Source organism: Mycolicibacterium rutilum, from assembly GCF_900108565.1.
Lineage (GTDB): Bacteria > Actinomycetota > Actinomycetes > Mycobacteriales > Mycobacteriaceae > Mycobacterium > Mycobacterium rutilum.
The window spans coordinates 505,231-528,576 of the sequence record NZ_LT629971.1; the positions used below are offsets into that span (position 1 = coordinate 505,231).

General features: G+C 69.4%; 26 protein-coding genes and 2 riboswitches. Of the genes, 8 read left to right on the forward strand and 18 right to left on the reverse strand.

Going from position 1 to position 23,346, the window contains the following annotated elements; genetic code table 11:
* The first annotated feature begins 34 nt into the window (after positions 1-34).
* Together BLW81_RS02465 and BLW81_RS02470 are read left to right on the forward strand one after the other, a co-directional pair.
* Positions 35-925 (forward strand): HAD family hydrolase, encoded by an 891-nt coding sequence (locus tag BLW81_RS02465; protein WP_083405824.1) that lies wholly within the window; start codon positions 35-37, stop codon positions 923-925.
* 49 nt (positions 926-974) lie between these two features.
* On the forward strand, positions 975-1,508 hold the full coding sequence (locus BLW81_RS02470) for an FAS1-like dehydratase domain-containing protein (RefSeq protein WP_083405825.1): 534 nt from the start codon (positions 975-977) through the stop codon (positions 1,506-1,508).
* A gap of 2 nt (positions 1,509-1,510) precedes the next feature.
* Here BLW81_RS02470 and BLW81_RS02475 read toward each other — a convergent pair whose 3' ends face one another.
* The 9 genes from BLW81_RS02475 to BLW81_RS02515 form a co-directional block, all read right to left on the reverse strand.
* Positions 1,511-2,578 carry a lysophospholipid acyltransferase family protein gene (locus tag BLW81_RS02475; RefSeq protein WP_083405826.1) on the reverse strand — a complete coding sequence of 356 codons (1,068 nt, stop codon included), beginning with the start codon at positions 2,576-2,578 and terminating at the stop codon, positions 1,511-1,513.
* A gap of 38 nt (positions 2,579-2,616) precedes the next feature.
* Positions 2,617-3,705 carry an SDR family oxidoreductase gene (locus BLW81_RS02480; RefSeq protein ID WP_083405827.1) on the reverse strand — a complete coding sequence of 363 codons (1,089 nt, stop codon included), beginning with the start codon at positions 3,703-3,705 and terminating at the stop codon, positions 2,617-2,619.
* Positions 3,706-3,736: 31 nt separating this feature from the next.
* Positions 3,737-3,838 (reverse strand): 30S ribosomal protein bS22, encoded by a 102-nt coding sequence (locus BLW81_RS02485; RefSeq protein ID WP_003402602.1) that lies wholly within the window; start codon positions 3,836-3,838, stop codon positions 3,737-3,739.
* Between the two features lie 100 nt (positions 3,839-3,938).
* A complete protein-coding gene (locus BLW81_RS02490; RefSeq protein ID WP_069415042.1) occupies positions 3,939-4,196 on the reverse strand; it encodes a helix-turn-helix domain-containing protein in 258 nt (85 codons plus the stop codon).
* Positions 4,197-4,323: 127 nt separating this feature from the next.
* Entirely contained in the window at positions 4,324-5,205 is an 882-nt protein-coding gene (proC, locus tag BLW81_RS02495; RefSeq protein WP_157897551.1) for a pyrroline-5-carboxylate reductase, read from the reverse strand.
* A 30-nt stretch (positions 5,206-5,235) separates the two neighbouring features.
* A complete protein-coding gene (locus BLW81_RS02500) occupies positions 5,236-6,048 on the reverse strand; it encodes a thioesterase family protein (protein WP_083405829.1) in 813 nt (270 codons plus the stop codon).
* A gap of 19 nt (positions 6,049-6,067) precedes the next feature.
* Positions 6,068-6,913: a sugar phosphate isomerase/epimerase family protein gene (locus BLW81_RS02505; RefSeq protein ID WP_083405830.1), complete on the reverse strand. Its 846-nt coding sequence runs from the start codon at positions 6,911-6,913 to the stop codon at positions 6,068-6,070.
* 15 nt (positions 6,914-6,928) lie between these two features.
* Entirely contained in the window at positions 6,929-8,002 is a 1,074-nt protein-coding gene (locus BLW81_RS02510) for an Rv0497 family membrane protein (protein ID WP_083405831.1), read from the reverse strand.
* A gap of 25 nt (positions 8,003-8,027) precedes the next feature.
* On the reverse strand, positions 8,028-9,074 hold the full coding sequence (locus BLW81_RS02515) for a Ppx/GppA family phosphatase (RefSeq protein WP_083405832.1): 1,047 nt from the start codon (positions 9,072-9,074) through the stop codon (positions 8,028-8,030).
* Positions 9,075-9,107: 33 nt separating this feature from the next.
* Between BLW81_RS02515 and BLW81_RS02520 the strand changes: the two genes are divergently transcribed.
* Together BLW81_RS02520 and BLW81_RS02525 are read left to right on the forward strand one after the other, a co-directional pair.
* Positions 9,108-9,884, forward strand: coding sequence for a DUF3109 family protein (locus tag BLW81_RS02520; protein WP_083405833.1), 777 nt, complete (start codon positions 9,108-9,110; stop codon positions 9,882-9,884).
* Complete coding sequence (locus BLW81_RS02525) at positions 9,881-10,174, forward strand: YciI family protein (RefSeq protein ID WP_173839570.1); 294 nt, start codon at positions 9,881-9,883, stop codon at positions 10,172-10,174. Before BLW81_RS02520 ends, BLW81_RS02525 begins: the two co-directional genes overlap by 4 nt.
* Here the strand turns inward: BLW81_RS02525 and regX are convergent.
* The 6 genes from regX to BLW81_RS02555 form a co-directional block, all read right to left on the reverse strand.
* A complete protein-coding gene (regX, locus tag BLW81_RS02530) occupies positions 10,171-10,857 on the reverse strand; it encodes a two-component sensory transduction protein RegX (RefSeq protein WP_083405834.1) in 687 nt (228 codons plus the stop codon). The genes BLW81_RS02525 and regX overlap by 4 nt on opposite strands.
* Positions 10,854-12,056, reverse strand: coding sequence for a sensor histidine kinase (locus tag BLW81_RS02535; RefSeq protein ID WP_083405835.1), 1,203 nt, complete (start codon positions 12,054-12,056; stop codon positions 10,854-10,856). Before BLW81_RS02535 ends, regX begins: the two co-directional genes overlap by 4 nt.
* 141 nt (positions 12,057-12,197) lie before the next feature.
* On the reverse strand, positions 12,198-12,947 hold the full coding sequence (locus BLW81_RS02540) for a phosphoglyceromutase (RefSeq protein WP_083405836.1): 750 nt from the start codon (positions 12,945-12,947) through the stop codon (positions 12,198-12,200).
* Between the two features lie 109 nt (positions 12,948-13,056).
* Positions 13,057-13,569, reverse strand: a complete 513-nt coding sequence (locus BLW81_RS02545; RefSeq protein ID WP_083405837.1) for a type III secretion system chaperone family protein — start codon at positions 13,567-13,569, stop codon at positions 13,057-13,059.
* On the reverse strand, positions 13,566-14,888 hold the full coding sequence (gene mshA / locus BLW81_RS02550; protein WP_083405838.1) for a D-inositol-3-phosphate glycosyltransferase: 1,323 nt from the start codon (positions 14,886-14,888) through the stop codon (positions 13,566-13,568). Before mshA ends, BLW81_RS02545 begins: the two co-directional genes overlap by 4 nt.
* A gap of 35 nt (positions 14,889-14,923) precedes the next feature.
* A complete protein-coding gene (locus BLW81_RS02555) occupies positions 14,924-16,249 on the reverse strand; it encodes an ROK family protein (protein WP_083405839.1) in 1,326 nt (441 codons plus the stop codon).
* Between the two features lie 183 nt (positions 16,250-16,432).
* Here BLW81_RS02555 and BLW81_RS02560 point away from each other — a divergent pair, with 183 nt between their 5' ends.
* Positions 16,433-17,188: an SDR family oxidoreductase gene (locus BLW81_RS02560; protein WP_083405840.1), complete on the forward strand. Its 756-nt coding sequence runs from the start codon at positions 16,433-16,435 to the stop codon at positions 17,186-17,188.
* Positions 17,189-17,271: 83 nt separating this feature from the next.
* On the opposite strand, the gene BLW81_RS02565 is transcribed toward BLW81_RS02560, so the two are convergent.
* Both BLW81_RS02565 and BLW81_RS02570 read right to left on the reverse strand, forming a co-directional pair.
* The gene (locus BLW81_RS02565) at positions 17,272-18,534 is read right to left on the reverse strand and encodes a L,D-transpeptidase (RefSeq protein ID WP_083405841.1); all 1,263 of its coding nucleotides are present in this window, start codon (positions 18,532-18,534) and stop codon (positions 17,272-17,274) included.
* Positions 18,535-18,576: 42 nt separating this feature from the next.
* The gene (locus BLW81_RS02570; RefSeq protein ID WP_083405842.1) at positions 18,577-19,632 is read right to left on the reverse strand and encodes a UDP-N-acetylmuramate dehydrogenase; all 1,056 of its coding nucleotides are present in this window, start codon (positions 19,630-19,632) and stop codon (positions 18,577-18,579) included.
* A 26-nt stretch (positions 19,633-19,658) separates the two neighbouring features.
* Between BLW81_RS02570 and BLW81_RS02575 the strand changes: the two genes are divergently transcribed.
* The 3 genes from BLW81_RS02575 to BLW81_RS02585 are packed head-to-tail and all read left to right on the forward strand — an operon-like array spanning position 19,659 to position 21,529.
* The gene (locus BLW81_RS02575; RefSeq protein ID WP_083405843.1) at positions 19,659-20,165 is read left to right on the forward strand and encodes a DUF2505 domain-containing protein; all 507 of its coding nucleotides are present in this window, start codon (positions 19,659-19,661) and stop codon (positions 20,163-20,165) included.
* Between the two features lie 20 nt (positions 20,166-20,185).
* Complete coding sequence (locus BLW81_RS02580) at positions 20,186-20,698, forward strand: DUF2505 domain-containing protein (RefSeq protein WP_235632151.1); 513 nt, start codon at positions 20,186-20,188, stop codon at positions 20,696-20,698.
* 48 nt (positions 20,699-20,746) lie between these two features.
* Positions 20,747-21,529, forward strand: coding sequence for a class I SAM-dependent methyltransferase (locus BLW81_RS02585; protein ID WP_083405845.1), 783 nt, complete (start codon positions 20,747-20,749; stop codon positions 21,527-21,529).
* Here BLW81_RS02585 and BLW81_RS02590 read toward each other — a convergent pair.
* On the reverse strand, positions 21,495-23,030 hold the full coding sequence (locus tag BLW81_RS02590; protein WP_083405846.1) for a high affinity choline transporter 1: 1,536 nt from the start codon (positions 23,028-23,030) through the stop codon (positions 21,495-21,497). The genes BLW81_RS02585 and BLW81_RS02590 overlap by 35 nt on opposite strands.
* Before the next feature lie 24 nt (positions 23,031-23,054).
* Positions 23,055-23,158: riboswitch (guanidine-I (ykkC/yxkD leader) on the reverse strand.
* Positions 23,159-23,276: 118 nt separating this feature from the next.
* Positions 23,277-23,342, forward strand: a riboswitch (guanidine-III (ykkC-III) riboswitch).
* Positions 23,343-23,346: the final 4 nt, after the last annotated feature.

The following is a 23,346-nucleotide window of genomic DNA, read 5'->3' on the forward strand; positions in this document are numbered from 1 at the left end:
GCAACCCGGCTCGGCCATAACTTAGGGTTGATCTGTGTCTCGCTCCGGTGACCTCGAAGCCGCGCACCAGCGCCTCGCCGGCGAGGCGAGCGCCGAGGCCGCCGTCACCGAACTGGCCGCCGAGGTTCCGGAGCCGGCCGCCCCGCCGCCGGACCTGACCGCCGCGGCGTTCTTCGACGTCGACAACACCCTGGTGCACGGGTCCTCGCTGCTGCACTTCGCCCGCGGGCTGGCCGCCCGCAAGTACTTCACCTACGGCGACGTCGCCAAATTCGTCTACGCGCAGGCCAAGTTTCAGCTCACCGGGCGGGAGAACAGCGACGACGTGGCCGAGGGCCGGCGCAAGGCGCTGGCGTTCATCGAGGGCCGGTCGACGGCCGAGCTGATGGCGGTCGGCGAGGAGATCTACGACGAGATCATCGCCGCCAAGATCTGGCCGGGCACCCGCGCGCTGGCCCAGATGCACCTCGACGCCGGCCAGCAGGTGTGGTTGGTCACAGCGACGCCCTACGAGTTGGCGGCGACGATCGCCAAGCGGCTGGGCCTGACCGGCGCGCTGGGCACGGTCGCCGAGTCGGTCGACGGGATCTTCACCGGCCGGCTGGTCGGCGACATCCTGCACGGCACCGGCAAGGCGCACGCGGTGCGGTCGCTGGCCATCCGCGAGGGCCTCAACCTGCGCCGCTGCACCGCCTACTCGGACAGCTTCAACGACGTGCCGATGCTCTCGCTGGTGGGCACCGCGGTCGCGATCAACCCCGACGCCGACCTTCGTGACCTGGCCCGCGAGCGCGGGTGGGAGATCCGCGACTTCCGCACCGCCCGCAAGGCCGCGCGCATCGGGGTGCCGTCGGCGCTGGCACTGGGCGCCGCGGGCGGGGCGTTGGCGGCCATCGTCTCGCACCGGCAGGAAAGCCGCCGCTGATAGGCTCGCGCGGCGAACTCCGAGCACACCGCCCAGGAAGACACGAAGCATGGCCATCGCCGAGAACATCATCGGAACTCACTACCGCTACCCCGACTACTTCGAGGTGGACCGGGAGAAGATCCGCGAGTTCGCGAGCGCGGTGCAAAACGATCATCCGGCGCATTTCAGCGAGGCGGCCGCCCAGGAGTGCGGGTTCGACACGCTGATCGCCCCGCTGACGTTCCTGGCGGTGGCCGGCCGGCGGGTCCAGCTCGAGATCTTCAACCAGTTCGACGTGCCGATCAACATGGAGCGCGTGCTGCACCGCGACCAGAAGATCACGTTCCACCGCCCGATCGTCGCCGGTGACCGGCTGTACTTCGACTCCTACCTCGACTCGGTGACCGAGTCACACGGCGCGATCGTCACCGAGGTGCGCGGCGAGGTGACCGACGCCGACGGCAAGCCGGTGCTGACGAGCGTCGTCACGGTCATGGGCGAGGCGCAGTCCGACAGCGAGGCCGACGAGATCAGCGACCGCATCGCCGCCAGGCGCGACGAGGCGATCGCGAAAATGATTGCCAAGCAAACCAGTTCGTAGGACTAGCCGAGGAACGTGTTCCGGCGGTTGGCCAGCAGCTGATAGAGCGTCTGCTGGATGGTTTCGCGGACCTGGTCGGTCAGCTCGAACGTGATCATCGGGTCGTCGGCGGCGGACTCGTCGTAGTCGGCGGTCTCGATCGGCTCGCCGAACTGGATGTGCCACTTCGACGGCAGCGGGATCATCCCGGCCGGGCCCGCCAGCGGGAACAGCGGCGTGATCGGGAAGTACGGCAGCCCGAGCAGCCGGGCCAGCAGCTTGACGTCGGCGATCATCGGATAGATCTCCTCGGACCCGACGATCGAGCACGGCACGATCGGCGCCTTGCTGCGCAGCGCGGCCGACACGAACCCGCCGCGACCGAACCGCTGCAGCTTGTAGCGGTCCTTGAAGTGCTTGCCCAGACCCTTGTAGCCCTCCGGGAACACCGCGGTGAGCTCGCCGGCGGCCAGCAGCCGGTGCGCGTCGGCGGTGCAGGCCATGGTGTGGCCGGCCTTGCGCGCGGCCTGCCCGACCATCGGCATGTCGAAGACCATGTCCGCGGCCAGCAGGCGCAGGTCGCGGTGCGCCGGGTGGTGGTCGTGCACGGCCACCGAGGTCATCAGCCCGTCGAACGGCAGCACGCCGGCGTGGTTGGCGACGATGAGCGCCGCACCGGTCTCGGGCAGGTTCTCGATACCGCTCACCTCGACGCGGAACCACGAGTTGAAAAGCACTCGTAGCAAAGGCAAAAAGATTGCGCTGTTGAGGTGCTGGTCGAAACCGAACTCGTCGACGGTGTAGTCGCCGGTCATCCGCTTGCGCACGAACTCGGCGACGGCGGCGATGCGTTTGGCGAGTTCGGTGGGCGTCTCCTCGGCCGACGGTGCTCCGCCGAGGCCTGCGCGGTGCTCGTCGATCTCACGGACGACGGCCGCGATCTCCTCGGCGGACGCCCGGGCGCCTTGCTCCGACATCATGGACGGATGTCGACGCGAACTCTGCGCACGGGCAGCGTTACGCCGCTGAGCCGCTGCTCGACTCGAATTCCCGTGCAGCGGAATCACTTTCGCTTTGGACTCGCCCGCCACGTCGTTACCTTCTCCCCCACCCGATCAGCTGATTGCGTCTACCGTCCCCACCGTTGCGCCACCGAGACGGCCCGACTCTCCATTGAGCGTACCCACCGCGGGTCGACGATCGAAGTCAATCCGCGACCCCGGACGTAATCGTCAAAGGCCTCCACAGTGGTCCACTTTGGGCTATAACCGAGGTCATTTCGCATCCGCGCGGTGTCCATGACCCGGCCGTAACTCATGTAGTCCAACTGCTCGCGATCGAGTTCAGTGTAGCGAGTCGCGCGCCGCAGCGAATCCACTGCCCACAGCGCCGAACGGGGCACCGGCAGCGGGATCCGGCCGGCCCGCCGGATGGCCTGACTCATCATGATGACGCCGGCCGCACCGATGTTGTACGTGCCCGCCTTGCCGGCCATCGTCGCGCGCTCCAGCGCGCCGAGCGCGTCCTGCTCGTGCAGCAGTTGCAACCGCGGATCGTGGCCGATGACGGTCGGCACCACCGGGCCGGCCAGGTACCGCGACAGCGCGGTGTCCATCGCCGGACCGATCATGTTCGCCAACCGCAGGATGGTGACCGCGATGTCGGGGCGCCGGCGGCCCAGGCCGCGGGCATAGCCCTCGATGTCGATGCTGTCGCGGGCGAAGCCCTCACCGGGCGGCCGCCGCGCGCTGCTGTCCTCGGTGAACAGCACCGGGTCGCGCGAACTGGAGCCGTAGACCTCCGAGGTCGACTTGAGCACGACGCGGCGCACCGACGGGGCCTTCTGACAGGCGGCGAACAGCTGGATCGCACCCATCACGTTGAGCTCTTTGAGCGTGGCCCGGCCGCCGGAGCGCGGCGCATACGAGGCCGCTGCCGCGTGCACCACGGTGTCCACGTCGCCGTTGCGAATCACCTTGGCGATGAACGGGTTACGGATGTCGGCGCGGACGAACTCCGCGCGGCCCATCCGTCGCAGCAGATCCTTGCTCGGAGTGATCGCATCCACCGCGATGACATGGCTGATCAGCGGGTTCTGCGCCAACCTGGCGGTCAGATATCCGCCGAGGAACCGGCACGCCCCGGTGACGAGCACGACCTTCGGGTACTGCACGGCGTCGCGCGGATCAGACCCGTTGGACTGACCTTCGGAATCCATAGCCGGTCAGCCTAGCGACCGCGCGCCGGACTTACTTGCCGAGTTTTCTGCGCTGGACCCGGGTGCGACGAAGCAGCTTGCGGTGCTTCTTCTTCGACATGCGCTTGCGCCGCTTCTTGATGACTGAACCCATGAACTCCGCTACCTACGAATTACCAAAGCACTCTTGACTGACCCGGCTACTTTACCGGGCTGCTCAGGCATCGCGAAAACGGCCCGACTCGCGCTCGGCCTCAGCCGGCGTCGAAGTACGAGCTCTCCAGCATGTCGTGGACCGCCTTGGCGTGCACCCGGAAGGACCGGCCGACGCGCACGGCGGGCAGTTCGCCGTTGTGCACCAGCCGGTACACCGTCATCTTGGAAACCCTCATCAGGCTCGCCACCTCGGCGACGGTGAGAAATTGAGCTCGTGGCTGTTGACCATCAGATCCGGCGTCCCGTGCCGACTTGCCTGCCGAATCCCGCGAGGATGGCCCGTTCATAGACGTCATCGCAACCCAATCATTCAGGCACGGGCAGTCCCAGCGGCTTCCCCACCGCTGGCACCGACCCGTGCTTACACGAGGAGAATAGCGTGGCTGATGGTGTTACTGCGACGGGTGTGGGCAATTAATCGAATTACTCAGATGTAATTCCTAGCTGCTCAGAGCGCCTTTTTGCGGCGTCGACCGCCTCGGCGACCGCAGCCCGCAAACCGCCCCTCTCGAGTTCCCGCAGACCAGCCGCGGTGGTGCCGCCGGGCGAGGTAACTGCCGCGCGGAGCGCAGCGGCCGTGGTGTCCATCGTGACCTCCCCGGACGCACCGACCGCGTCCGCCACCGAAGCCGCCTTGTCGAGGCGGTCCAGCAACATCGCGGCCGAGCCCGCCATCGTTTGCGCGACGAGGTCGGTGGCCACCGACCGTGACAGCCCGGCCGCGACCGCCGCGTCGACGAGCGCCTCGGCCATCAGAAAGAAGTAGGCCGGACCGGACCCCGAGACCGCGGTGACGGCGTCGAGTTGCGCCTCGGGCACGGTGAGCACGCCGCCGACCGCGTCGAAGATCGACGACACCTCCTTCATCTGCTCCGCGGTCGCGAACCGGCCCGCGGCCAGCGCGCTGACCCCGCCGCCGACGACGATCGGCGTGTTCGGCATCACCCGGATCACCGGCGAGCCGGCGGGCAGCTTGTTCTCGTAGAACGATGTGGGCACCCCGGCCGCGACCGTGACGAAAACCTGTTCGGCGGTGTCACTTTCGGCCCGCGTGGCCGCGTCGACGATCTCACCGACCAGGCCCGACACGTCGCCGGGCTTGACCGCCACGATCACGTACGTCGCGTGCCCCACCGCCTCGGCGACCGACGTCACCAGCACCGAATACTTCTCGGCCAGGTACTTCGCCCGGTCCGGATGCTTCTCGGCGACCACCAGGTCCTTGACCTGCCGCCCGGCGCGCAACAGCCCCGAAAGGAGCGCCTCACCGATACTTCCGCCGCCGACGATCGCGATTCTGGCCATGCCGGAAAGCATTGCAGAACGCCGGGGCGGTTACGCGCTCGGCACCATCGCGAGTTGCCGGCTCTGCACCACGATGTGACCCGCGCTGTCGACGACGATGTGATCCTCGTCGAACCAGTCCTGGCCGATCTGCACCGTCGTGCACAGCACCCGCAGCCAGCCGTCGGCGGGCAGCGCGCGCAGGTAGGCGGTCAGCTGCACCGTCGGCGCCCAGCCGAACCGGTTCACCCCGAACGTCACCGGCGCCGACACGTCGCCGCACAGCAGCGCGAACAGCACATCGGGCGCAACGCCTTTCGGCCGCACCCAGTACTCGATGACCGGCGGTCCGCCGTCGGACCGCGGTTCCATCGTGGTCAGCGAGGGCCGGATGTCGCAGCCGTGCGCGAGGTGCACGATGTCGGCCATCGGGTGGCCCTCGCCGATCGGCTCCAACCCCGGCGGCGGATCGGGCTGCATCAGCGGGATGACCGGGTTGACCGACAGCAGCGGGGTCACGTGGTGCTCGGGCTCACCCAGCGTGATCGCCGCTCGCACCGCCGTGCGCTCCCCCTGACGCAACTCGACGTCGATCAGGCTGACGCGGCGGCCCCGCTTGCGCACCGCGGTGACGACCTGCATCGGCCCCGGATCCGGCGCCCACAGGAAATTGCCCGACACCGCGATCGGCTCGGCACCCGGTTGGCCGTGTTCGGTGCGGGCCGCGTTCGCGCACAGCGCCAGCATCGCGCCGCCGTGCACCTTCGGCCCGATCGTCCAATGTTCGTTCAGCTCACCGTGATACACGCCGTCCCCGGCGGCGGTGAGCGCCATCGCGTCAGTGAACAGGGTCGAGCCAGACATGTGTCGTCCTTCGAGAAAGTCAGCGCAGCAGGTGCTGCCGGGCGAATTGCAGCGACTCGACCAGCAACGCTTCGCGTTCTGCGGCCGTGCGCGCGCCCGAGGTGGTCACCTCAAGGATCACATGCCCGGTGAAGTTGCTCGCCGCCAGCATCTCGCACACCTCGACCGTCGGCTGCGTACCGCGCCCGGGCACCAGATGCTCGTCGGCCGACGCGCCGCTGCCGTCGCACAGATGCAGGTGCACCAGGCCCTCCCCCATGCGCCGGGCCATGTCGATCGCGTCGGTGCCTGCCGTCGCGGTGTGCGACAGGTCCAGCGTGTAGTGCGCATGGCCACCGTCGAGCGGATCGTAGGACGGTGCGAACGCCGAGATGCCCGGGCCCGGCCTGCCGCCGCGCTTGCGCATCCGTTCGATCGACGTCTGGCCCGCGCCGAAGAACCGGTCGGCTCGGAACGGGAACATGTTCTCCACCGCGACCAGCACGTCGCTGCCGGTCTCGAGTTCGGCGACCTGTTCGGAGAACCCCTCCGCGTAGCGGCGCTGCCACCGGAACGGCGGGTGCACGACGACGGTCTGGGCGCCCAGTTGTTCGGCGGCGCGCACGCTGCGCTCGAGTTTGGGGATCGGGTTGGCGCCCCACACCCGCTGCGAGATCAGCAGGCACGGCGCGTGCACCGACAGCACCGGCACGCCGTAACGCTCGGAGAGCTGGGCGATGGCGTCGACATCTTGGCTGACCGTCTCCGCCCACACCATGAGCTCGACGCCGTCGTAGCCGAGGCGTGCGGCGTACTCGAAAGCGGCCTCGGTTCTCAGCGGGTAGACGGAGGCCGTCGACAGACCGACCTTGATGGCGGGGCGCACGTCAGATTCGGCGCCTCAACCCGCCTGGATCAGCGCCAGTGGCCCGAAGGTGACCATCGCGCCGACCGCGACGGCGATCAGGGTGCTGCCGATGTCCTCGGTTCTGCGCACCACCCGGACGCCCACGACCAGGCCGAGGATCACCAGCACACCGAGCACCAGCGCGACGATGCTGTTCCACTTCCACAGCTGGTCGAAGGCGATGAACAGGCCGGCGCCGAACGCGACCGCGACCACGCACTGGCCGACCACCCACGCGCCGCGCAGGAACGCCGACATCGCGCCGGCGGGTTCGTCGTCCTCGCGGTCCTCGAGGTCGAGGTCGAAGTCCTCGAGGTCGCCGTCGTTGAGGCCGGAGCGGTCCTTGAGGCTGGAGCGATCCTTCTGGCCGGTGGGGCCGCCGAACAGCGAGCTGTCCGAGGGCCGCAGGTACGACGGCAGGTCGTCGCGGTCCTCGTCGGCCGTGTCGTCGGCGGTGTCTTCCTCGGACTCGATCAGGTCGACGGCCGCGTCGTCGTCGAGGTCGTCGAGCGGGTCGGGGCTCATCTGTTCCGCGCCGACGGCGGCGTCCTCGACGGAGTTCTTGGCCGCGCGGCGGGCCGCGAACGACGAGCGGCGCGGCGGCGCGAAGAAGTCGAGGTCCTCGTCCTCGTCGCGGGACTCGACGTGCGCCTGGTAGTCGGCGACGGCGTCCGCGTGCTCATCGTCTTCGGCGACGTCGGTTTCGTCGGTGTCGAAGTCGGTCTCGACGTCCTTGTCGGGCTCCTGGTCCTCGACCTCCTCGACGACGGCTTCGTCGGTCTGCTCAGCTGCGTCGGTCTGGTCGGCTGCCTCGGCGACCTCAGCGACCTCGGTATCGCCGTGGTCGGCGGATCCGTTGGTCGCGGGCTCGGTCCGGGGGGCCGGCTCCTCGTCGCGGATGACCGGGATCTCGCCGGTCAGTTCGGCGACGGTGATGGAGTCGGTGTCACCGCGGCGGCGGCGGCGCCGACCGCCGATCGGCGGGGCGCCGATGGTGCCGTTGCGCGCCAGCAACTCCGCCACCGAGATCGGTCGCGTGTTGCTGTGGTCGTCTTCTGGTCCTGTCATCGCCTTTGCTTTCGGGCCTCGTCACTCATCGTCCAGCATTGCGCACAAACGTCTGCACCGAGGTGGGATTGTCGGGACCGACCTTTGCTGGGTCGTCTCCACCAGCCCCGGTCGGACCGGCGACGCTCTCGACGAAGCCGCTGCCGTCGGCTTCGCTGTCGAGTCTCCGCAGAATCAGCCCTTCCCGCAACGCCCACGGGCAGATGTCCACGCTCTCGATCGCGAGGGCCTTCATGCTCGCCTCGGCGACCAACGCACCGGCCACGATCTGTGGCGCCCGATCAGCACTCACTCCTTCCAGTTCCGCACGGTCGGCCGCGGTCATCCTAGAGATGAAAGCTATGAGTTGCCTTAACCCGGTCGCGGTCAGCGTCCGTTTCACCCGCGGGCCCGCGCCGGACGGGGCGGCGCCGGTCAGCCGGGCCAGCGAGCGGAACGTCTTCGAGGTGGCGACCGTCAGGTCCGGAGCACCTGCCTTGAGCATCTCGGTGCCGGCGTCGGCCAGCTCGGTGGCCAGCCAGTCGCGCAGCATCGCGACGCGACGCCTGCCGGGCGGGTCGTCGGGCAGCCACTCGCGGGTGAGCCGGCCCGCGCCCAGCGGCAGCGACAGCGCCACCTCGGGTTCCTCGTCGACGCCGCTGGACAACTCCAGCGATCCGCCGCCGATGTCGATGTTGATGATGCGCCCGGCGCTCCAGCCGTACCAGCGGCGCACCGCCAGAAAGGTCAGCCGCGACTCGTCGACCCCGCTGAGGACCTTGAGCGCGACGCCGGTCTCGGCGAGCACCCGGGCGAGCAGCTCCTCGGAGTTCTTGGCGTCGCGCACGGCCGAGGTGGCGAACGCCATCAGTTCGGCGCAACCGGAACTGGTGGCGATCTTGGCGAACTCGTCGATGGTGCCGATCAGTTTGTCGGCACCCTTGCGGGTGATCTTGCCGTCGTTGTCGATCGCCTCGGCGAGCCGCAGCGAGGCCTTGGTCGAACTCATCGGCGTCGGGTGCCCACCGCGTCGCGCGTCCACCACCAGAAGGTGAACGGTATTGCTGCCCACGTCGAGCACGCCTAATCGCACCCATCCAACTTAAACGGTCTACCGTTGGGATTTGTGAGCGCGCCACACCCTGGAGAGGTTGATCTCGATTTCGCTCGTGAGTGGGTGGAGTTCTACGACCCGGACAATCCCGAGCACCTGATCGCCGCGGACATGACGTGGCTGCTGTCGCGGTGGACGTGCGTGTTCGGGACCCCGGCGTGCCAGGGCACGGTGGAAGGCCGCCCGGACGACGGCTGCTGCTCGCACGGGGCGTTCATGTCCGACGACGACGACATCGCCCACCTCGACGACGCGGTGAAGATGCTGACCGACGAGGACTGGCAGTTCCGCGAGAAGGGGCTCGGCAAGAAGGGCTACCTCGAGATGGACGAGTACGACGACAAGCCCAACCTGCGCACCCGAAAGTACAAGGGCGCGTGCATCTTCCTGAACCGCCCCGGTTTCCCCGGCGGGATCGGCTGCGCGCTGCACAGCAAGGCGCTCAAGCTCGGTGTCGAACCGCTGACCATGAAGCCGGAGGTGTGCTGGCAGCTGCCGATCCGGCGCACTCAGGAGTGGGTGGAGCGGCCCGACGGCACCGAGATCCTCAAGACGTGGATCACCGAGTACGACCGGCGCGGGTGGGGCGAGGGCGGCGCGGACCTGCACTGGTACTGCACCGGCGACCCGAACGCACACGTCGGCACCCGGCCGGTGTGGGAGTCCTACGGCCCCGAACTGACCGAACTGCTCGGCGAGAAGGCCTACGCGGAGCTGGCCGCAATGTGCAAGCGGCGCAGCGGCTTAGGGCTGATCGCGGTGCACCCGGCGACCCGACTGGCCGAATGAACCTGTACTTCTTCCGGCTCAACCCGCCGCGCGCGGACTTCGCCCAGACCATGACCCCGGACGAGCAGCAGGCGATGGCCGAGCACCAGGAGTACTGGCGGGCGCTGCTGGCCGAGGGCCGGGTGGTGGTCCACGGTCCCGTCGCCGACCCCGAGGGCATCTGGGGGTTCGGGGTGCTGCGGGCCAACGACCGCGCCGAGGTGCTCGCGATCGGCGAGCGCGACCCGTCGGTCACCGCCGGCGTCAACACCTTTGACGTCTTCGAGATGCCGGACGCGACCACCGGCTAGCCCTCGAGCTTGTATCCCAGGCCGCGCACCGTCACCAGGTGCACCGGATTGGCGGGGTCGGCCTCGATCTTGCTGCGCAGCCGTTTGACATGCACGTCAAGCGTTTTCGTGTCGCCGACGTAGTCCGCGCCCCAGACCCGGTCGATCAGCTGGCCGCGGGTCAGCACCCGTCCGCTGTTGCGCATCAGGTACTCGAGCAGGTCGAACTCCTTGAGCGGCAACGTGATCGGCTGACCGTTGACCGACACGACGTGCCGTTCGACGTCCATCCGCACGGGCCCGGCCTCCAGCACACCGTCGGCGATGCCGGGGTCGTCGGTGTCGGCGCCGCGACGCAGCACCGCACGGATGCGGGCGATCAGCTCGCGCGCCGAATACGGTTTGGTGACATAGTCGTCCGCGCCGAGTTCCAGCCCGACGACCTTGTCGATCTCGCTGTCGCGCGCGGTCACCATGATCACCGGAACGCTGGAGCGCAACCGCAACTGCTTGCACACATCGGTTCCGCTCATCCCCGGGAGCATCAGGTCCAGCAGCACGATGTCGGCCCCGGCCCGCTCGAATTCAGCCAGCGCCGAAGGCCCGTCGGTCACGACCGTGGCTTCGAAGCCCTCCTTGCGGAGGAGAAAGGCCAGGGGATCAGCCAAGGACTCCTCGTCCTCCACGATCAACACGCTGGTCATTGGTCTCGCTGTTCCTCTCGTTCAACGGGTCGTTCCATGTCGTCGTCGTCGATGTGCGGATAAGCCGGAATCGACAGTGTGAACGTCGATCCCGTTCCCGGCTGACTCCACAGCCGGATGGCTCCGTTGTGGTTGGCGGCGACGTGCTTGACGATGGCCAGCCCCAGGCCGGTGCCGCCGGTGGCCCGCGACCGGGCCTTGTCCACGCGGAAGAAGCGTTCGAAGACCCGCTCCTGATCCTCGCGCGCGATGCCGATGCCGCGGTCGGTGACCGCGATCTCGATGTTGTCGCCGCGGCGCCGCCTGCTGATGGACACCGACGAGCCATGCGGCGAGTAGGCGATCGCATTCGACACCAGGTTCGCGATCGCGGTCACCAGCAGCGTCTGGTCCCCGAGTACGCGGAAACCGGTCGGCGCGTCGGTGTGGATCGCGATGTCGGCGTTGTCGGCGGACACCTTGTGCCGCGACAGCGCTTCGGAGACGACGGTGTCGACGTCGACGGCGGTCAGGTCGGGCAGCCGCTCGGCGCCCTGCAGGCGGGACAGTTCGATCAGCTCGCCGACCATGTCGGCCAGCCGCTTGGATTCGGCGAGCATCTTCTCGGCGAACCGGCGCACGGTCTCGGGGTCGTCGGCGGAGGCCAGCAGCGCCTCGGCCAGCACCCCCATCGCGCCGACCGGCGTCTTGAGCTCGTGGCTGACGTTGGCCACGAAATCGCGGCGGGTCGCTTCCATGCGGGCGTGTTCGGACTGGTCGTGCACGTAGACCACGGCGAACCGGCGGTCCTGCTCGGTCAGCAGCTGCGCGTGGCCGCGCACCGAGAGCCCCGACCGGCCGGGGTGGGCCCGCTTGCCTGCTTCGAGGTCGACGTCGGTGGGCTCGCCGGTGTCCAGCGTGCGCTTGGCGGCCAGCCAGGCCCGCTCGTCGAGGAGCCGGTCGCGGACCAGTCCCAGCGAGCGGGCCTGGTCGTTGGCGTAGACGACGTCACGAAAGTGGTCGACCACCACGATCCCCGTTGGCGAACGCGACGCGATGTGCGACAGCATCTGCGAGATCGTGATGCCGGTCTGCGCGGTCACCCGACGCTGCTTGCGCTGCGTCAGCCGCGGCGCCAGACCCGCCCCGAGTGCCACACCGGCCCCCAGAGCGACCAGCGCGACCACCGCTGCGAGCAGCAGTGCCGAAACGACACTCACGCGAAAAGCGTACGCATTCGGTGAACGTCATCCCAGCAGCGTGCAGCCAAACCGGCACAAGTCACACGATCAAACGCAGGTATTCGACCGCTGTTCACCGAAAGTTTGCCCCGCGGCGGTGCCCGTCAGCCGCTTTGCGCCCTACTTTGCGCCCTGCGAGGCGACCGCCGCCGCGCCCGCGGCCGCGGCCTCCGGGTCGAGGTAGGTGCCGCCGATGACGGTCGGCTTGAGGTCGGAGTCCAGGTCGTAGCGCAGCGGGATGCCGGTCGGGATGTTGAGCCCGACGACGTCCTCGTCGGACATCCCGTCGAGGTGCTTGACCAGCGCGCGCAGCGAGTTGCCGTGCGCGGCGATCAGCACGGTCTTGCCGGCGCGCAGGTCCGGTTCGATCGTCGAGGTGTAGTACGGCACGAACCGCTCGACGACGTCCTTGAGGCATTCGGTGAGCGGCGGGCCGCCGGGCACGTCGGCGTAGCGGGGGTCGCCGTCCTGGCTGTAGGTGCTGCCCGACTCGATCGGCGGCGGCGGGGTGTCGTAGCTGCGGCGCCACGCCATGAACTGCTCCTCGCCGTACTTCTCCTTGGTCTCGGCCTTGTTCAGCCCCTGCAGCGCGCCGTAGTGCCGTTCGTTGAGGCGCCAGTCGCGGTGCACCGGGATCCAGTGCCGGTCCGCCTTGTCGAGCGCGAGGTTCGCGGTGGTGATCGCGCGGCGCAGCAGCGAGGTGTAGAGCACGTCGGGCTGGCGGTCCAGCTCCTTGATCAGCTCACCGGCGCGCATCGCTTCGGCGCGGCCCCTCTCGGTGAGGTCGACGTCGACCCACCCGGTGAACAGATTCTTCTCGTTCCATTCGCTCTCGCCGTGGCGGAGCAGGATCAGCGTGCAGTCACCCATGAGGGAATCCTCTCACGGCTGATGGATCGACCACGCTCCGTCCCGAGACCGACGAAATGGCGGAATTCCTACGGCAAAACCCGCCAAAGCGTCGGTCTCGGCGAAGCGGTCAGTCCTCGTCGTCGATCAGGTGGGCGAACGCCTGCAGGTTCTTCAGCGACTCCCCGCGCGACACCCGCCACTCCCACTCTTTCTGGATCGACGTCCGAAAACCCAACTCCAGCAACGTGTTGAAGTCGTTGTCGACGGCCTCGAGCACCTGGCCGAGCACGCGGTCGATCTCGTCGGGGGTGACCGAGCTCAGCGCCATCCGGCCGACGAGGTAGATGTCGCCGACGTTGTCGAGCGTGTAGGCGACACCGTAGAGCCTGCGGTTGCGCTTGAGCAGGAACCGGTACACGCCCTCATGGTTCTCGTCGGGCTTGCGGCACACGAACGCCTCGACGCGCACCGAGTGCTCGCCGACCGACAGGATCGTGTTGGTCTTGAGCCGCCGCTCGCCGGGCAGTTCGACGATGATGCCGGGCAGCCCGCCGTGAGCGCCCTCGTGTCGGGTGCAGGTCAGCCCGTTCTCCCGGCAGGCGTCCTCGATGACCTTGGTGACGTCGGAGGCCTGGGTCATGCGCGCACTCCCCTACGCCGGGAGAACCGCCGGCCGGTACGACGCGCGACAGGTTGATGGCGGGTCCGGTAGTCGGCGATCGCCCGCCCGTAGCTCGCCAGCAGCGCGTCGACCGTGTGCTCCCACGAGAACGTCGCGGCGTGGGCGGCGGCCGCGGTGCGCATGCCGTCGGCGCGCTGCAGCAGGTCGCCGATCGCGTGCGCCCAGTCGCCGTCGTCGTGGCCGTCGACCAGCAGCCCGGTCTCACCGTCGCGTACCGCGACCGGCAGCCCGCCGACCGCCGCGGCGGCCACCGGCGTCCCGCAGGCCTGGGCCTCGACGGCCACCAGCCCGAACGACTCCGAATAACTCGGCACCGCGACCAGGTCGGCGGCGCGGTACACATTCACCAACTGGTCGCGCGACTGCGGCGGCAGGAACGTCACCCGGTCCGAGATACCCAGGTCGGCGGCCAGCCGAACCAGCCCGTCGGGCGCCGCGAGCCCACTTCCCGACGGCCCGCCGGCGATCAGCACCCGCACGCCGGGCAGCTTGGCCGCCGCGCGCAGCGCCACGTCCGGCGCCTTGAGCGGCTGGATCCGCCCGACGAACGCGACGATCTGCTCGGTGGGATCGAGGCCCAGCGCGGCCCGCGCGGCGCCGCGGTCCCCCGGTGTGAACGTGTCCAGGTCGACACCGGGATGGACCACGTCGATGCGCGAGCGGTCGGCGTGGTGCAGCGAAACCAGTTGCTGCGCTTCGTGTTCGGTGTTGACGATGAGCCGGTCGGCTTCGTCGACGACCTGCTGCTCGCCGACGGAGCGCAGCGCCGGCTCCGGCGCGTCCCCTTCGGCGAGCGCGGCGTTCTTGACCGCGGCCAGCGTGTGCGCGGTATGCACCAGCGGCACCGCCCAGCGGTCCCGGGCCAGCCAGCCGACCTGACCGGACAGCCAGTAGTGCGAATGCACGATGTCGTAGTAGCCGGGCTCGTGCGTCGCCTCGGCCCGCAGCACCCCGGCGGTGAACGCGCACAGCTGGGTGGGCAGGTCGTATTTGTCGAGCCCCTCGAACGGCCCCGCCACGACGTTGCGCACCAGCACGCCGGGCGCGACCCGCACCAGCGGCTGGTCGGCCGAGGACGTCGCGCGGGTGAAGATCTCCACCTCGACGCCGCGCCGCGCCATCTTCAAAGCGCTCTGCAGCACGTAGACGTTCATTCCGCCGGCGTCGCCGGTGCCGGGCTGCGCCAGCGGCGACGTGTGCACCGACAGCACGGCCACGCGGCGGGGAACCGGCAGGCCGGCGGCATCCGAACGGGACAGATCCGTTGCTAGGCGCACACAGACATGTCTACACCCCGCGCGAACGCGACCGGTCAGGCCGTGGCTTCGGGGACGCGGGGCTGCGACCGCCGCATCGCGCCGATCGGGTCGGCGTAGAGCCCGCCCAGCGACACCACACCGGCACCGGCCTCCTGCACGCGGTTGCCGAACGCGGTCAGCCGGATCTCGCGCGCCGGCATCACCGAACGCCGCGCGAACGCCTCTTCGACGGCGGCCATGCCCTCCGGGTACTCGGTGAACGCCTGGCCGCCGACGACCAGGTCGTCGGGGTTGAGCATGTCGCGCAGCAGGGCCACGGCCTCGCCGAGCACGCGGGCGCGTTCGGCGAGCAGTTCGGCCGCCGGTGCGCTGCCCTGGCGGGCGACCTTCAGCAGCGCCTGCATCGTCGAACCCGGGCCCTCGGCGGGGATGATCCGCGACTTGCGGGCCGCGGTCAGCACGGCCTCGTCGCTGACGGTGGACTCCAATTGTCCTGTGCCACCGAGCAGTTCGGAGTAGGCGGGCAGCGCGGCGATGGTGCCGGGACCGCTGGTCGGCGAGTGCACGCGTCCGCCGATCGACAGCGCGTAGCCGACGGTCTCGCGGGCGTAGAAGTACAGGATCGTCGCGGCGGCTCCGGCCCGCTGTTGACGGCGACCGCCGAGCAGCAGTTCGGCGCCGGCCATCGCGTCGACGTGCGAGGCGATCGAGACGGGCAGGCCCAGCGCCTCGGCCAGCACCGGGCCGACGGGCGCGTCGGACCAGCCCAGGCGCGGGTGGTCGAGGTGGCCGGTGGCGCTGTCGACGACGCCGCCCGCCGCGATGCCCACCCACAGCGGGCGCCTGCGGTGCCAGCGGCTCAGGTATCGGCGGGCGCTGACGGCCAGCGATTCCAGTGCGGCCGCCTGGTTGCCGCGCGGCGTCGGCGTCTCGACCACATCGAGGGTGCGGCCGAACAGATCGGTGGCCACGATGCTGGTGGTGCGCGCACCGATGTGGATGCCCAGCGTCAGGAACGGCTCGTGGTTCACCTCGACCGGGACGCGGGGCCTGCCGATGGCGCCGGAGACCGCGAGGTCGGCGCGTTCGCGCAGCATCCCGGCCTCCAGCAGCGCGGTGACCTGCCGGTTGACGGTCGCGATGCTCAACCCGCTGACCTGCGCGATCACGTCGCGGGCGATGGGTCCGCGCAGCCGGGCGGCGCTGAACACCGAGGCCGCGGCCGCGTCGGGAACCTTCAGCGACGGCGCGACGATACGGGCGCGGGTGTGCGGGTGGCGGCCGGCGGGAACGGGCGCGGCGGACAGCACCCGCTTGGAGCGCGGACCGCTCGCACGGACGGCGGGCTTGGCGGGAAGGGTGGTGGCGGAAGTGCGCATCTGCTTGTCCTAGAGGTGAAGTCGGCCGGTGGGTTTTCGGGCCACACCTGGCGACTCAGCAGGACAGCGGGTTGTCCAGGATCAGTCAGGCGCGGCGATGTGCGCGACAACAACACGCACGCCGCGGACAGACCTGACTGGACAACATGAAGCGAACTTAGCACGGCATCTACAGTTGGGCAGATGATGACCTCTCAGAGCGACCGCCGCGTCGCAGTCGTCACCGGGGCCAGCGCGGGCATCGGCGAAGCAACCGCGAGAACCCTTGCCGGACAAGGCTTTCATGTGGTGTGCGTGGCCCGCCGGGAGGGGCCCATCACGGCGCTGGCCGACGAGATCGGCGGGACCGCGATTGTGGCGGACGTCACGTCCACCGAGGCCGTGTCGGCGCTGGCCGACCAGCTGGACCGCGTCGACGTGCTGGTCAACAACGCCGGCGGCGCGCGCGGACTGGACCCCGTCGCCGAGGCGGACATCGAGCACTGGCGCTGGATGTGGGAGGCCAACGTGCTGGGCACGCTGCTGGTGACGCGCGCGCTGCTGCCGAAGCTGATCGCCTCCGGCGACGGGTTGATCGTCACCGTCACCTCGATCGCCGCGGTGGAGATCTACGACAACGGCGGCGGCTACACGTCGGCCAAGCACGCCCAGGGGGTGCTGCATCGCACGCTGCGCAGCGAGCTGCTCGGAAAACCGGTGCGGCTCACCGAGGTTGCGCCCGGCATGGTGAAGACCGACTTCTCGCTCAACCGCTTCGAAGGCGACGAGGAACGCGCGGCGAAGGTGTACGAGGGCGTCACTCCGTTGGTGGCCGAGGACATCGCCGAGGTGATCGGTTTCGTGGCCAGCCGCCCGTCACACGTCGATCTGGATCTGATCGTGGTGCGCCCGCGCGATCAGGTCAGCGGCGCCGCCGGTTCACGGTTCCACCGCAAGTAGCCCGCTCGAGTGGCCACTTGACGCGCGGTTTTGGCCGTGGAGCGTCGGATAAGTGGCCATTCGGCGCAGCAGTCAAGAAGCAGCTAGCCGCCGGGGCGGCCGTTGACGGGTTGCGGGGCGCCCGACGGCGTCGCCGGCGCGGTGCTCGGCAGGTCCGGCGCGTTCTCGTCGGTCAGCGCCGACATCGCCTTCCACTCCTCCCACGGCACGGCCCAGTCCCAGATGTCGCCGTCGGCGTAGGACAGCTGGATGCGGGTGCCGGTGACCTCGACGGGGTCGCCGTACATCGCGGTGTTGAAGTACTGCTGGGCGTCGGACTCCGACAGGTTGATACAGCCGTTGGTGACGTTGCTGTTGCCCTGCGCGCCGGAGCTGGCCGGGTTGGCGTGGATGAACTCGCCGTTGTTGGAGATCCGCACCGCGAACCGCTCGCGGATGTTGGCGTAGCCGGCCGCGGGGTTCGTCATGTAGAAGTCCTCGTACTTCTCGGTGACGACGTGGATGCCGCTGCGGGTGACGTTGCGATCCAGGTCGCCTTCGCCGTAGCTGCACGGGAAGTCCATGATCACCGCACCCGCCCCGTCGAGGACCTGGATGCGGTGCGACGACGCCTCGGCCTTGACGACCTGGCGCCGCCCGATCTCGAAGGTCAGCGTCGCGTCCTGCGCGCCGTAGGCGCCGTCGCCGAACGGCACCCCGTAGAGCTTCGCCTCGACGTGCACCTTGGTGCCCGCCGGGTAGTAGTCGCGGGTCCGGTAGTGCACGCGCGAGCCGCCTGCCTCGTCGGGCAGCCAGGCCCAGCTGCCCTCGACGGGCGGCTCGGTGGTGACCTTGAGCGCCTTCTCGACCGCGGCCTTGTCGCTGATCGAGGCGTCGAACTGGATGATGACCGGCGCCGCGACGCCGACGACCTGCCCGTCGGCGAGCTGGAACCGGCCGCTGACCTGGCTGCTCGGGTCGATCGTGGTGAACGACCCCTCGACGGGCACCGCCTTGCCGTCCTGGCCGACGGCGGACCCGGTCCAGCTGTACTCGACGCCGTAGCCGAGCGGTTCGGTGACCGTGAACTCGGTGCGCTCGCGGTTGAGCGCGCCGGCGACGACCTTGCCGTCGGGGTTGGTCAGCGCGATCTTCTGGAACCAGCCGTCGGAGACCGCGACGCGCACCGGCGCCGTCGGCGAGATGTCAGTGGCCGCATCCGCGGGGGTGAACTTCAGCTCGGCGGCGGCGTCCTGCGCCTCCTCCGGTGCTGCCGCCGGCGAATCCGACTTCGTCATGCACGCGGCCAGCGCCCCGGGCGCGACGACTCCGACCGCCAGTGCGGTCAGGGCGCGCCGCCGGTTCATCGACGGCAAAGGGTCCGGGGTCCTCACGTGAACCCAGCGTACCTACAGCGAACACCCCACCAGGGCCGGCTCGGGTGTGAGTTCGATCCCGAATCTCGTTCGCACGCCATCGCGTACGGCCCTGGCCAGCGCGATCACGTCGGCGGTGGTGGCGCCGCCGCGGTTGGTCAACGCCAACGCGTGCTTGGTGGACAGCCGCGCCGCGACACCGTCACCGGGATATCCCCTGCCGAACCCGGCGTTCTCGACCAGCCAGCCCGCGGCGAGTTTGACGCCGTCGGGCGCGGGATAGTTCGGCACCGGCCCGTCCACCTCGGCCCGCAGCCGCTCGAAGGTCTCGGGTGTGACGACGGGATTGGTGAAGAACGAGCCGACGCTCCAGGTGTCGTGGTCGTCGGCGTCGAGTACCATGCCCTTGCCCGCACGCAGGTCGAGCACCGCCGCGCGAACCGCCAGCGGATCGACCCGGGTGCCCTGCTCGGCGCCCAGCCTGGTGGCCAGTTCCCGGTAGCGCAGCGGCGCACTGCGGCCGTCGGGGTCCAGCGCGAACTCCACCTCCAGCACGATCGCGTCCCGGGAGTGCTTGAGGACGCTGGTGCGGTAGCCGAACCGCAGCTCCTGCGGGTCCACCCAGCGGTCCTCGCCGGTGCGGCGGTCCAGCAGACGCACCCGCGCGATCGTGTCGGCGACCTCGGCGCCGTAAGCCCCGACGTTCTGCACCGGCGTCGCACCGGCCGATCCGGGGATGCCCGACAGGCACTCCAGCCCGCCGAGCCCGTGCGCCAGCGAGGCGACCACGACGTCGTCCCACACCGCGCCGGCCTCCGCGCGCACGACGGTGTCATCGACGGTGATCTCGGTGTTGGCGATGTGCACGACGGTCAGGTCGGTCAGCTGGTCGGACAGCACGACGTTCGACCCGCCGGCCAGGATCAGCGACTCGTCGTCGGGGCCGAGGGCGCGGATCACGTCGATCAGCTTCTGCGTGGTGTCACAGGTGATCAGGCGGGCCGCGACGGGCCCGACGCGCAGCGTGGTCAGCGGCGCCAGCGGCACCGCCTCCTCGACGGAGGCACCCCCTAGCTGCGAAGTGACCACGGCCGGTAACGGTAGCGTGACCAGCTATGCCGCGTTCATTCGACATGGCCGCCGACTATGGCGGAAGCGTCGAACAGGTGCACCGGGCTTTCGCCGACGAACGCTACTGGTTGGCGCGGCTGACCGATTCGGGCGCCGACGACTACTCGCTGGACTCGATGACCGTCGAAGCCGACGGCACCATCGACGTCGTCACCCGCCAGACGCTGCGCGCCGACCGGCTGCCCGGCGTTGTGACGCAGTTCCATCGCGGCGATCTGAGCTTCGTGCGCGAGGAGGCCTGGAGCGCGGTGCACGACGGCCAGGCGACGGCCATCGTCAAGGGCACGATCCCCGGCGCGCCGGCGAGCCTGACCGGAACCGCCCGGCTGACACCGGCGGGCGACGGGTCACGCCTGGAGCTCACCGTCGAGGTCGAGGTGCGGGTCCCGCTCGTCGGCGGCAAGATCGAGAACTTCATCGGCAGCCAGCTCGTCGACCTGCTGATCGCCGAGCAGCGCTTCACGACGGAGTGGATCACCGAGAACGGTTGATCCGCAAGTAAACTGGCGACGTGTCACGACGCATGGACTACACCCTCGCGTTCGACGCGCCGCCGGAGACGATCTACGGCCACTTCACCAGCGCGCAGTACTGGGACGCCCTGATGGGCGTGTACCGGCGGTTCACCCCCTCCGACGTCACCCGGTTCCATTCCGACGAGCACGGCACCGACATCGAGTTCGTCCAGGTGATCCCCCGGTCGGAGCTGCCGACGATCGCGCGCAAGGTGATCCCCGCCGACATGGTGATCACCCGGACCCAGCACTTCGACCCGTTCGACCGAACGCACCGCCGCGCCGAGGGCACGTATGCGGCGTCGATCCCGCGCGGGCCCGGCCGGTTCAGCGGCACCTACACGCTCACCGAGGCGGACACTGGCAGCCAGTTGCTGCTGGCCAGCGTGTGCAAGGTGTGGATCCCCCTGCTGGGCGGCCCGCTCGAGGACCTGATGCTGCACCACGTCAAGGGCCTGTTCGACGCCGAAGAGGAGTTCACCGCGCACTGGCTGGCCCGGGACCACTGAGCGGCGTGGGGCCCCGGCGGTAGGCGCACCGGAACTTAGACTCGGGCCATGAGCGGGCCCATCGGTCAGCTGACCCGGGGCACCACCGGATACAACCGGTTGCGCCGCAGCGATCGCTGGCTCGTGCATGCACCACGGGTCCGCTCCGCACTCGTCTCGGCCGCCGACCCGCTCGTCGTCGACCTCGGTTACGGCGCCCTACCGGTCACCACGCTGGAACTGGCCGCCCGGCTTCGCGTGGTGCGCAACGACATCCGGGTCGTCGGCCTGGAGATCGACCCGCACCGCGTGCAGTCCGCGCGCGCCGCCGCCCCCGCCGGCGTCGAATTCGGTTTGGGCGGTTTCGAATTGGCCGGCATGCGTCCGGTCCTGGTGCGGGCGTTCAACGTGCTGCGCCAGTATCCCGTCGAAGAGGTGGCCGGCGCGTGGTCGACGATGCAGCGGCAGCTGGCTCCCGGCGGGCTGATCGTCGACGGCACCTGCGACGAGGTCGGCAGGCGCTGCTGCTGGCTGCTGCTCGACGGCGACGGGCCCGTCAGCCTGACGCTGGCCTGCGACCCGTTCGCGATCGAGCGCCCCTCCGACCTCGCCGAGCGGTTACCGAAGGTGCTGATCCACCACAACGTCGACGGCCAACCGGTGCACGCACTGCTGGCCGCGGCCGACCGGGCGTGGGCCAGCGTCGCCGGTCACGGTGTGTTCGGCCCGCGGATCCGCTGGCGTGCGATGCTGGAGTTGTTGCGCGACAACGGTTTCCCTGTCGCTCCGGCGCGTCGCAGGATGCGCGACGGCGTTCTCACCGTGCCGTGGTCGGCTGTGGCTCCGGTGTGAGTGCGCGCTCTTCCACGGCGGTCTCGTCGAGCGCGTCGTCGAGATCCCGCGCCACCTGGATGTCGAGCCCGCGAAGCTGGGCGGGCCGCGTCAACAGCGACACCGTGACGTAGGTCGTGATGGCGGCGGCGAACGCGATGAACGTCGGCCACCCGTCGAAGCTCGCAGGCACGAAATCGTTGGCGATGTAGAGGATCGTGTTGTCGACGCCGTAGATCGTCGGGGTCAGCACGAACAACACCAGCCGCACCACCAGGCCCACCGAGATCGCCGCGAGCGCCGCCGCCGTGGTGCCGCGCCGCCACACCAGGCCGAGGATGAACGGCACCACCAGACACGCCAGCAGCAGGTCGAAGGCCAGGGTCAGCAGGATCCCGGTCTGCTTGACGTAGATCGCGAACGCGATCGAGAACACCGTCATCGGCACCATCGCGATGCGGGTGGCGCGCAGCAGCGGATCGCGCTGACCGGGCACGTGCACCCGGCGGATGCCGCCGAGGTTGCGCACGCAGACGTTGGAGATCGCCAGGATCGCGCCGTTGGCGGTGCTCATCGACGCGCCGACCAGACCGCACAGCACGATCACGGTCAGCACCGTCGGGGCGTACTCACCGAGCAGCACAAAAAGCACTGGGCCGTCCAGTTCTTCGGGCAGGAACGACTTGGCCGCCAGCACCACCAGGCCGAACGGCACACAGATCGCGACCGTGCCCGCGGCGGCCATGAAGCAGGCGCGCCGGGCGGTGGCAGGCGATTTCGCGGCGAACACGCGCTGCATGAAGTCGATGGCGACGATGTCGCCGATGCCCAACGCGATCAGCGTCGCCCAGTTGATCACCGCGCCCTGCGCCGGATCCGACAACTGGCCCATCGCGAACGGACCTGTCCCGTCGGCGATCTCGAACGTATGGGTGGAGGCCAGCCAGACGATCAGGCCGATCGCGCCGACCAGGATCAGCGACATCTGGATGATTGCGGTGTAGGCGTCGGCGATCAGCCCGCCGGTGCCGGTGTAGGCGACCGCGATCGCCGCGATCAGCACGACGCCCAGCCAGTACGGCATGCCGAGGAAGTAGTTGAACAGGAACCCGCCCGCCACCAGGTTGCCGGCCACCAGCATGCAGAACGCGACGGCCAGCAGCGCCGAGGCGCCGACCTCCACCGACCGGCCGAACCGCAGCCGGTAGTAGTCGGGGAACGAGGTCAGCCCCATCCGGTTCATCGGCCTGGCGAAGAACAGTCCGGTCAGCGTCAGGCACAGCGCCAGCCCCAGCGGCAGGCTCGCGCCCGCCCAGAAGCCGAATTCGTATGCCAGGTCGGTGTTTCCTAGGGTGGCGTTGGTGTCGACCGCCGACCCCATCAGGGCGCCGCCGACCAACCAGTACGGCAGCATGCGGCCACCGACGAGGAAGTTGGCGCTGTCGCCCTCGATCCGTTTGGACACGTAGAAGCCGACGAGCACGACAACCGCGATGCTGACGGCAACACCGAGAAGGATCATGTGGAGCTCCCTATGCGCGATGGAGTCTCCCGGGCTTTTCTCCCGCCGTGGAACGGACGCCGCAGTCCGCCTGCGCCTCTCGGACCAGACCCGCGTCGCAACGCGGCGGAACCCTAGGCGCGCCTCACAGCCTGAGCGTGAGTCGTCGACCAGACAAACCCCGCGGCGTTACGGCCGACCGCGCGCAGTGTTAACGAATTGTTTCGATTCGAGTAGCGCAGCGACCGATTCGGACAAACAATGACCGCAGGAGCCGGTAACGGCTTCCCGGACGAGGTGCGTCGTACCCGGTCAGCGACAAGACGGCGCGTAAGGA

What these genes read in the sequence shown, in the direction of transcription:
- BLW81_RS02565 (WP_083405841.1), bottom strand. Translation starts at nt 18,534, where the DNA reads ATGAACCGGCGGCGCGCCCTGACCGCACTGGCGGTCGGAGTCGTCGCG.
- BLW81_RS02480 (WP_083405827.1), bottom strand. Translation starts at nt 3,705, where the DNA reads ATGGATTCCGAAGGTCAGTCCAACGGGTCTGATCCGCGCGACGCCGTG.
- BLW81_RS02500 (WP_083405829.1), bottom strand. Translation starts at nt 6,048, where the DNA reads ATGTCTGGCTCGACCCTGTTCACTGACGCGATGGCGCTCACCGCCGCC.
- BLW81_RS02470 (WP_083405825.1), top strand. Translation starts at nt 975, where the DNA reads ATGGCCATCGCCGAGAACATCATCGGAACTCACTACCGCTACCCCGAC.
- BLW81_RS02575 (WP_083405843.1), top strand. Translation starts at nt 19,659, where the DNA reads ATGCCGCGTTCATTCGACATGGCCGCCGACTATGGCGGAAGCGTCGAA.
- BLW81_RS02555 (WP_083405839.1), bottom strand. Translation starts at nt 16,249, where the DNA reads ATGCGCACTTCCGCCACCACCCTTCCCGCCAAGCCCGCCGTCCGTGCG.
- BLW81_RS02560 (WP_083405840.1), top strand. Translation starts at nt 16,433, where the DNA reads ATGATGACCTCTCAGAGCGACCGCCGCGTCGCAGTCGTCACCGGGGCC.
- BLW81_RS02545 (WP_083405837.1), bottom strand. Translation starts at nt 13,569, where the DNA reads ATGACCCAGGCCTCCGACGTCACCAAGGTCATCGAGGACGCCTGCCGG.
- regX (WP_083405834.1), bottom strand. Translation starts at nt 10,857, where the DNA reads ATGACCAGCGTGTTGATCGTGGAGGACGAGGAGTCCTTGGCTGATCCC.
- BLW81_RS02490 (WP_069415042.1), bottom strand. Translation starts at nt 4,196, where the DNA reads ATGACGTCTATGAACGGGCCATCCTCGCGGGATTCGGCAGGCAAGTCG.
- BLW81_RS02540 (WP_083405836.1), bottom strand. Translation starts at nt 12,947, where the DNA reads ATGGGTGACTGCACGCTGATCCTGCTCCGCCACGGCGAGAGCGAATGG.
- BLW81_RS02525 (WP_173839570.1), top strand. Translation starts at nt 9,881, where the DNA reads ATGAACCTGTACTTCTTCCGGCTCAACCCGCCGCGCGCGGACTTCGCC.
- BLW81_RS02585 (WP_083405845.1), top strand. Translation starts at nt 20,747, where the DNA reads ATGAGCGGGCCCATCGGTCAGCTGACCCGGGGCACCACCGGATACAAC.
- BLW81_RS02485 (WP_003402602.1), bottom strand. Translation starts at nt 3,838, where the DNA reads ATGGGTTCAGTCATCAAGAAGCGGCGCAAGCGCATGTCGAAGAAGAAG.
- BLW81_RS02510 (WP_083405831.1), bottom strand. Translation starts at nt 8,002, where the DNA reads ATGACAGGACCAGAAGACGACCACAGCAACACGCGACCGATCTCGGTG.
- proC (WP_157897551.1), bottom strand. Translation starts at nt 5,205, where the DNA reads ATGGCCAGAATCGCGATCGTCGGCGGCGGAAGTATCGGTGAGGCGCTC.
- BLW81_RS02590 (WP_083405846.1), bottom strand. Translation starts at nt 23,030, where the DNA reads ATGATCCTTCTCGGTGTTGCCGTCAGCATCGCGGTTGTCGTGCTCGTC.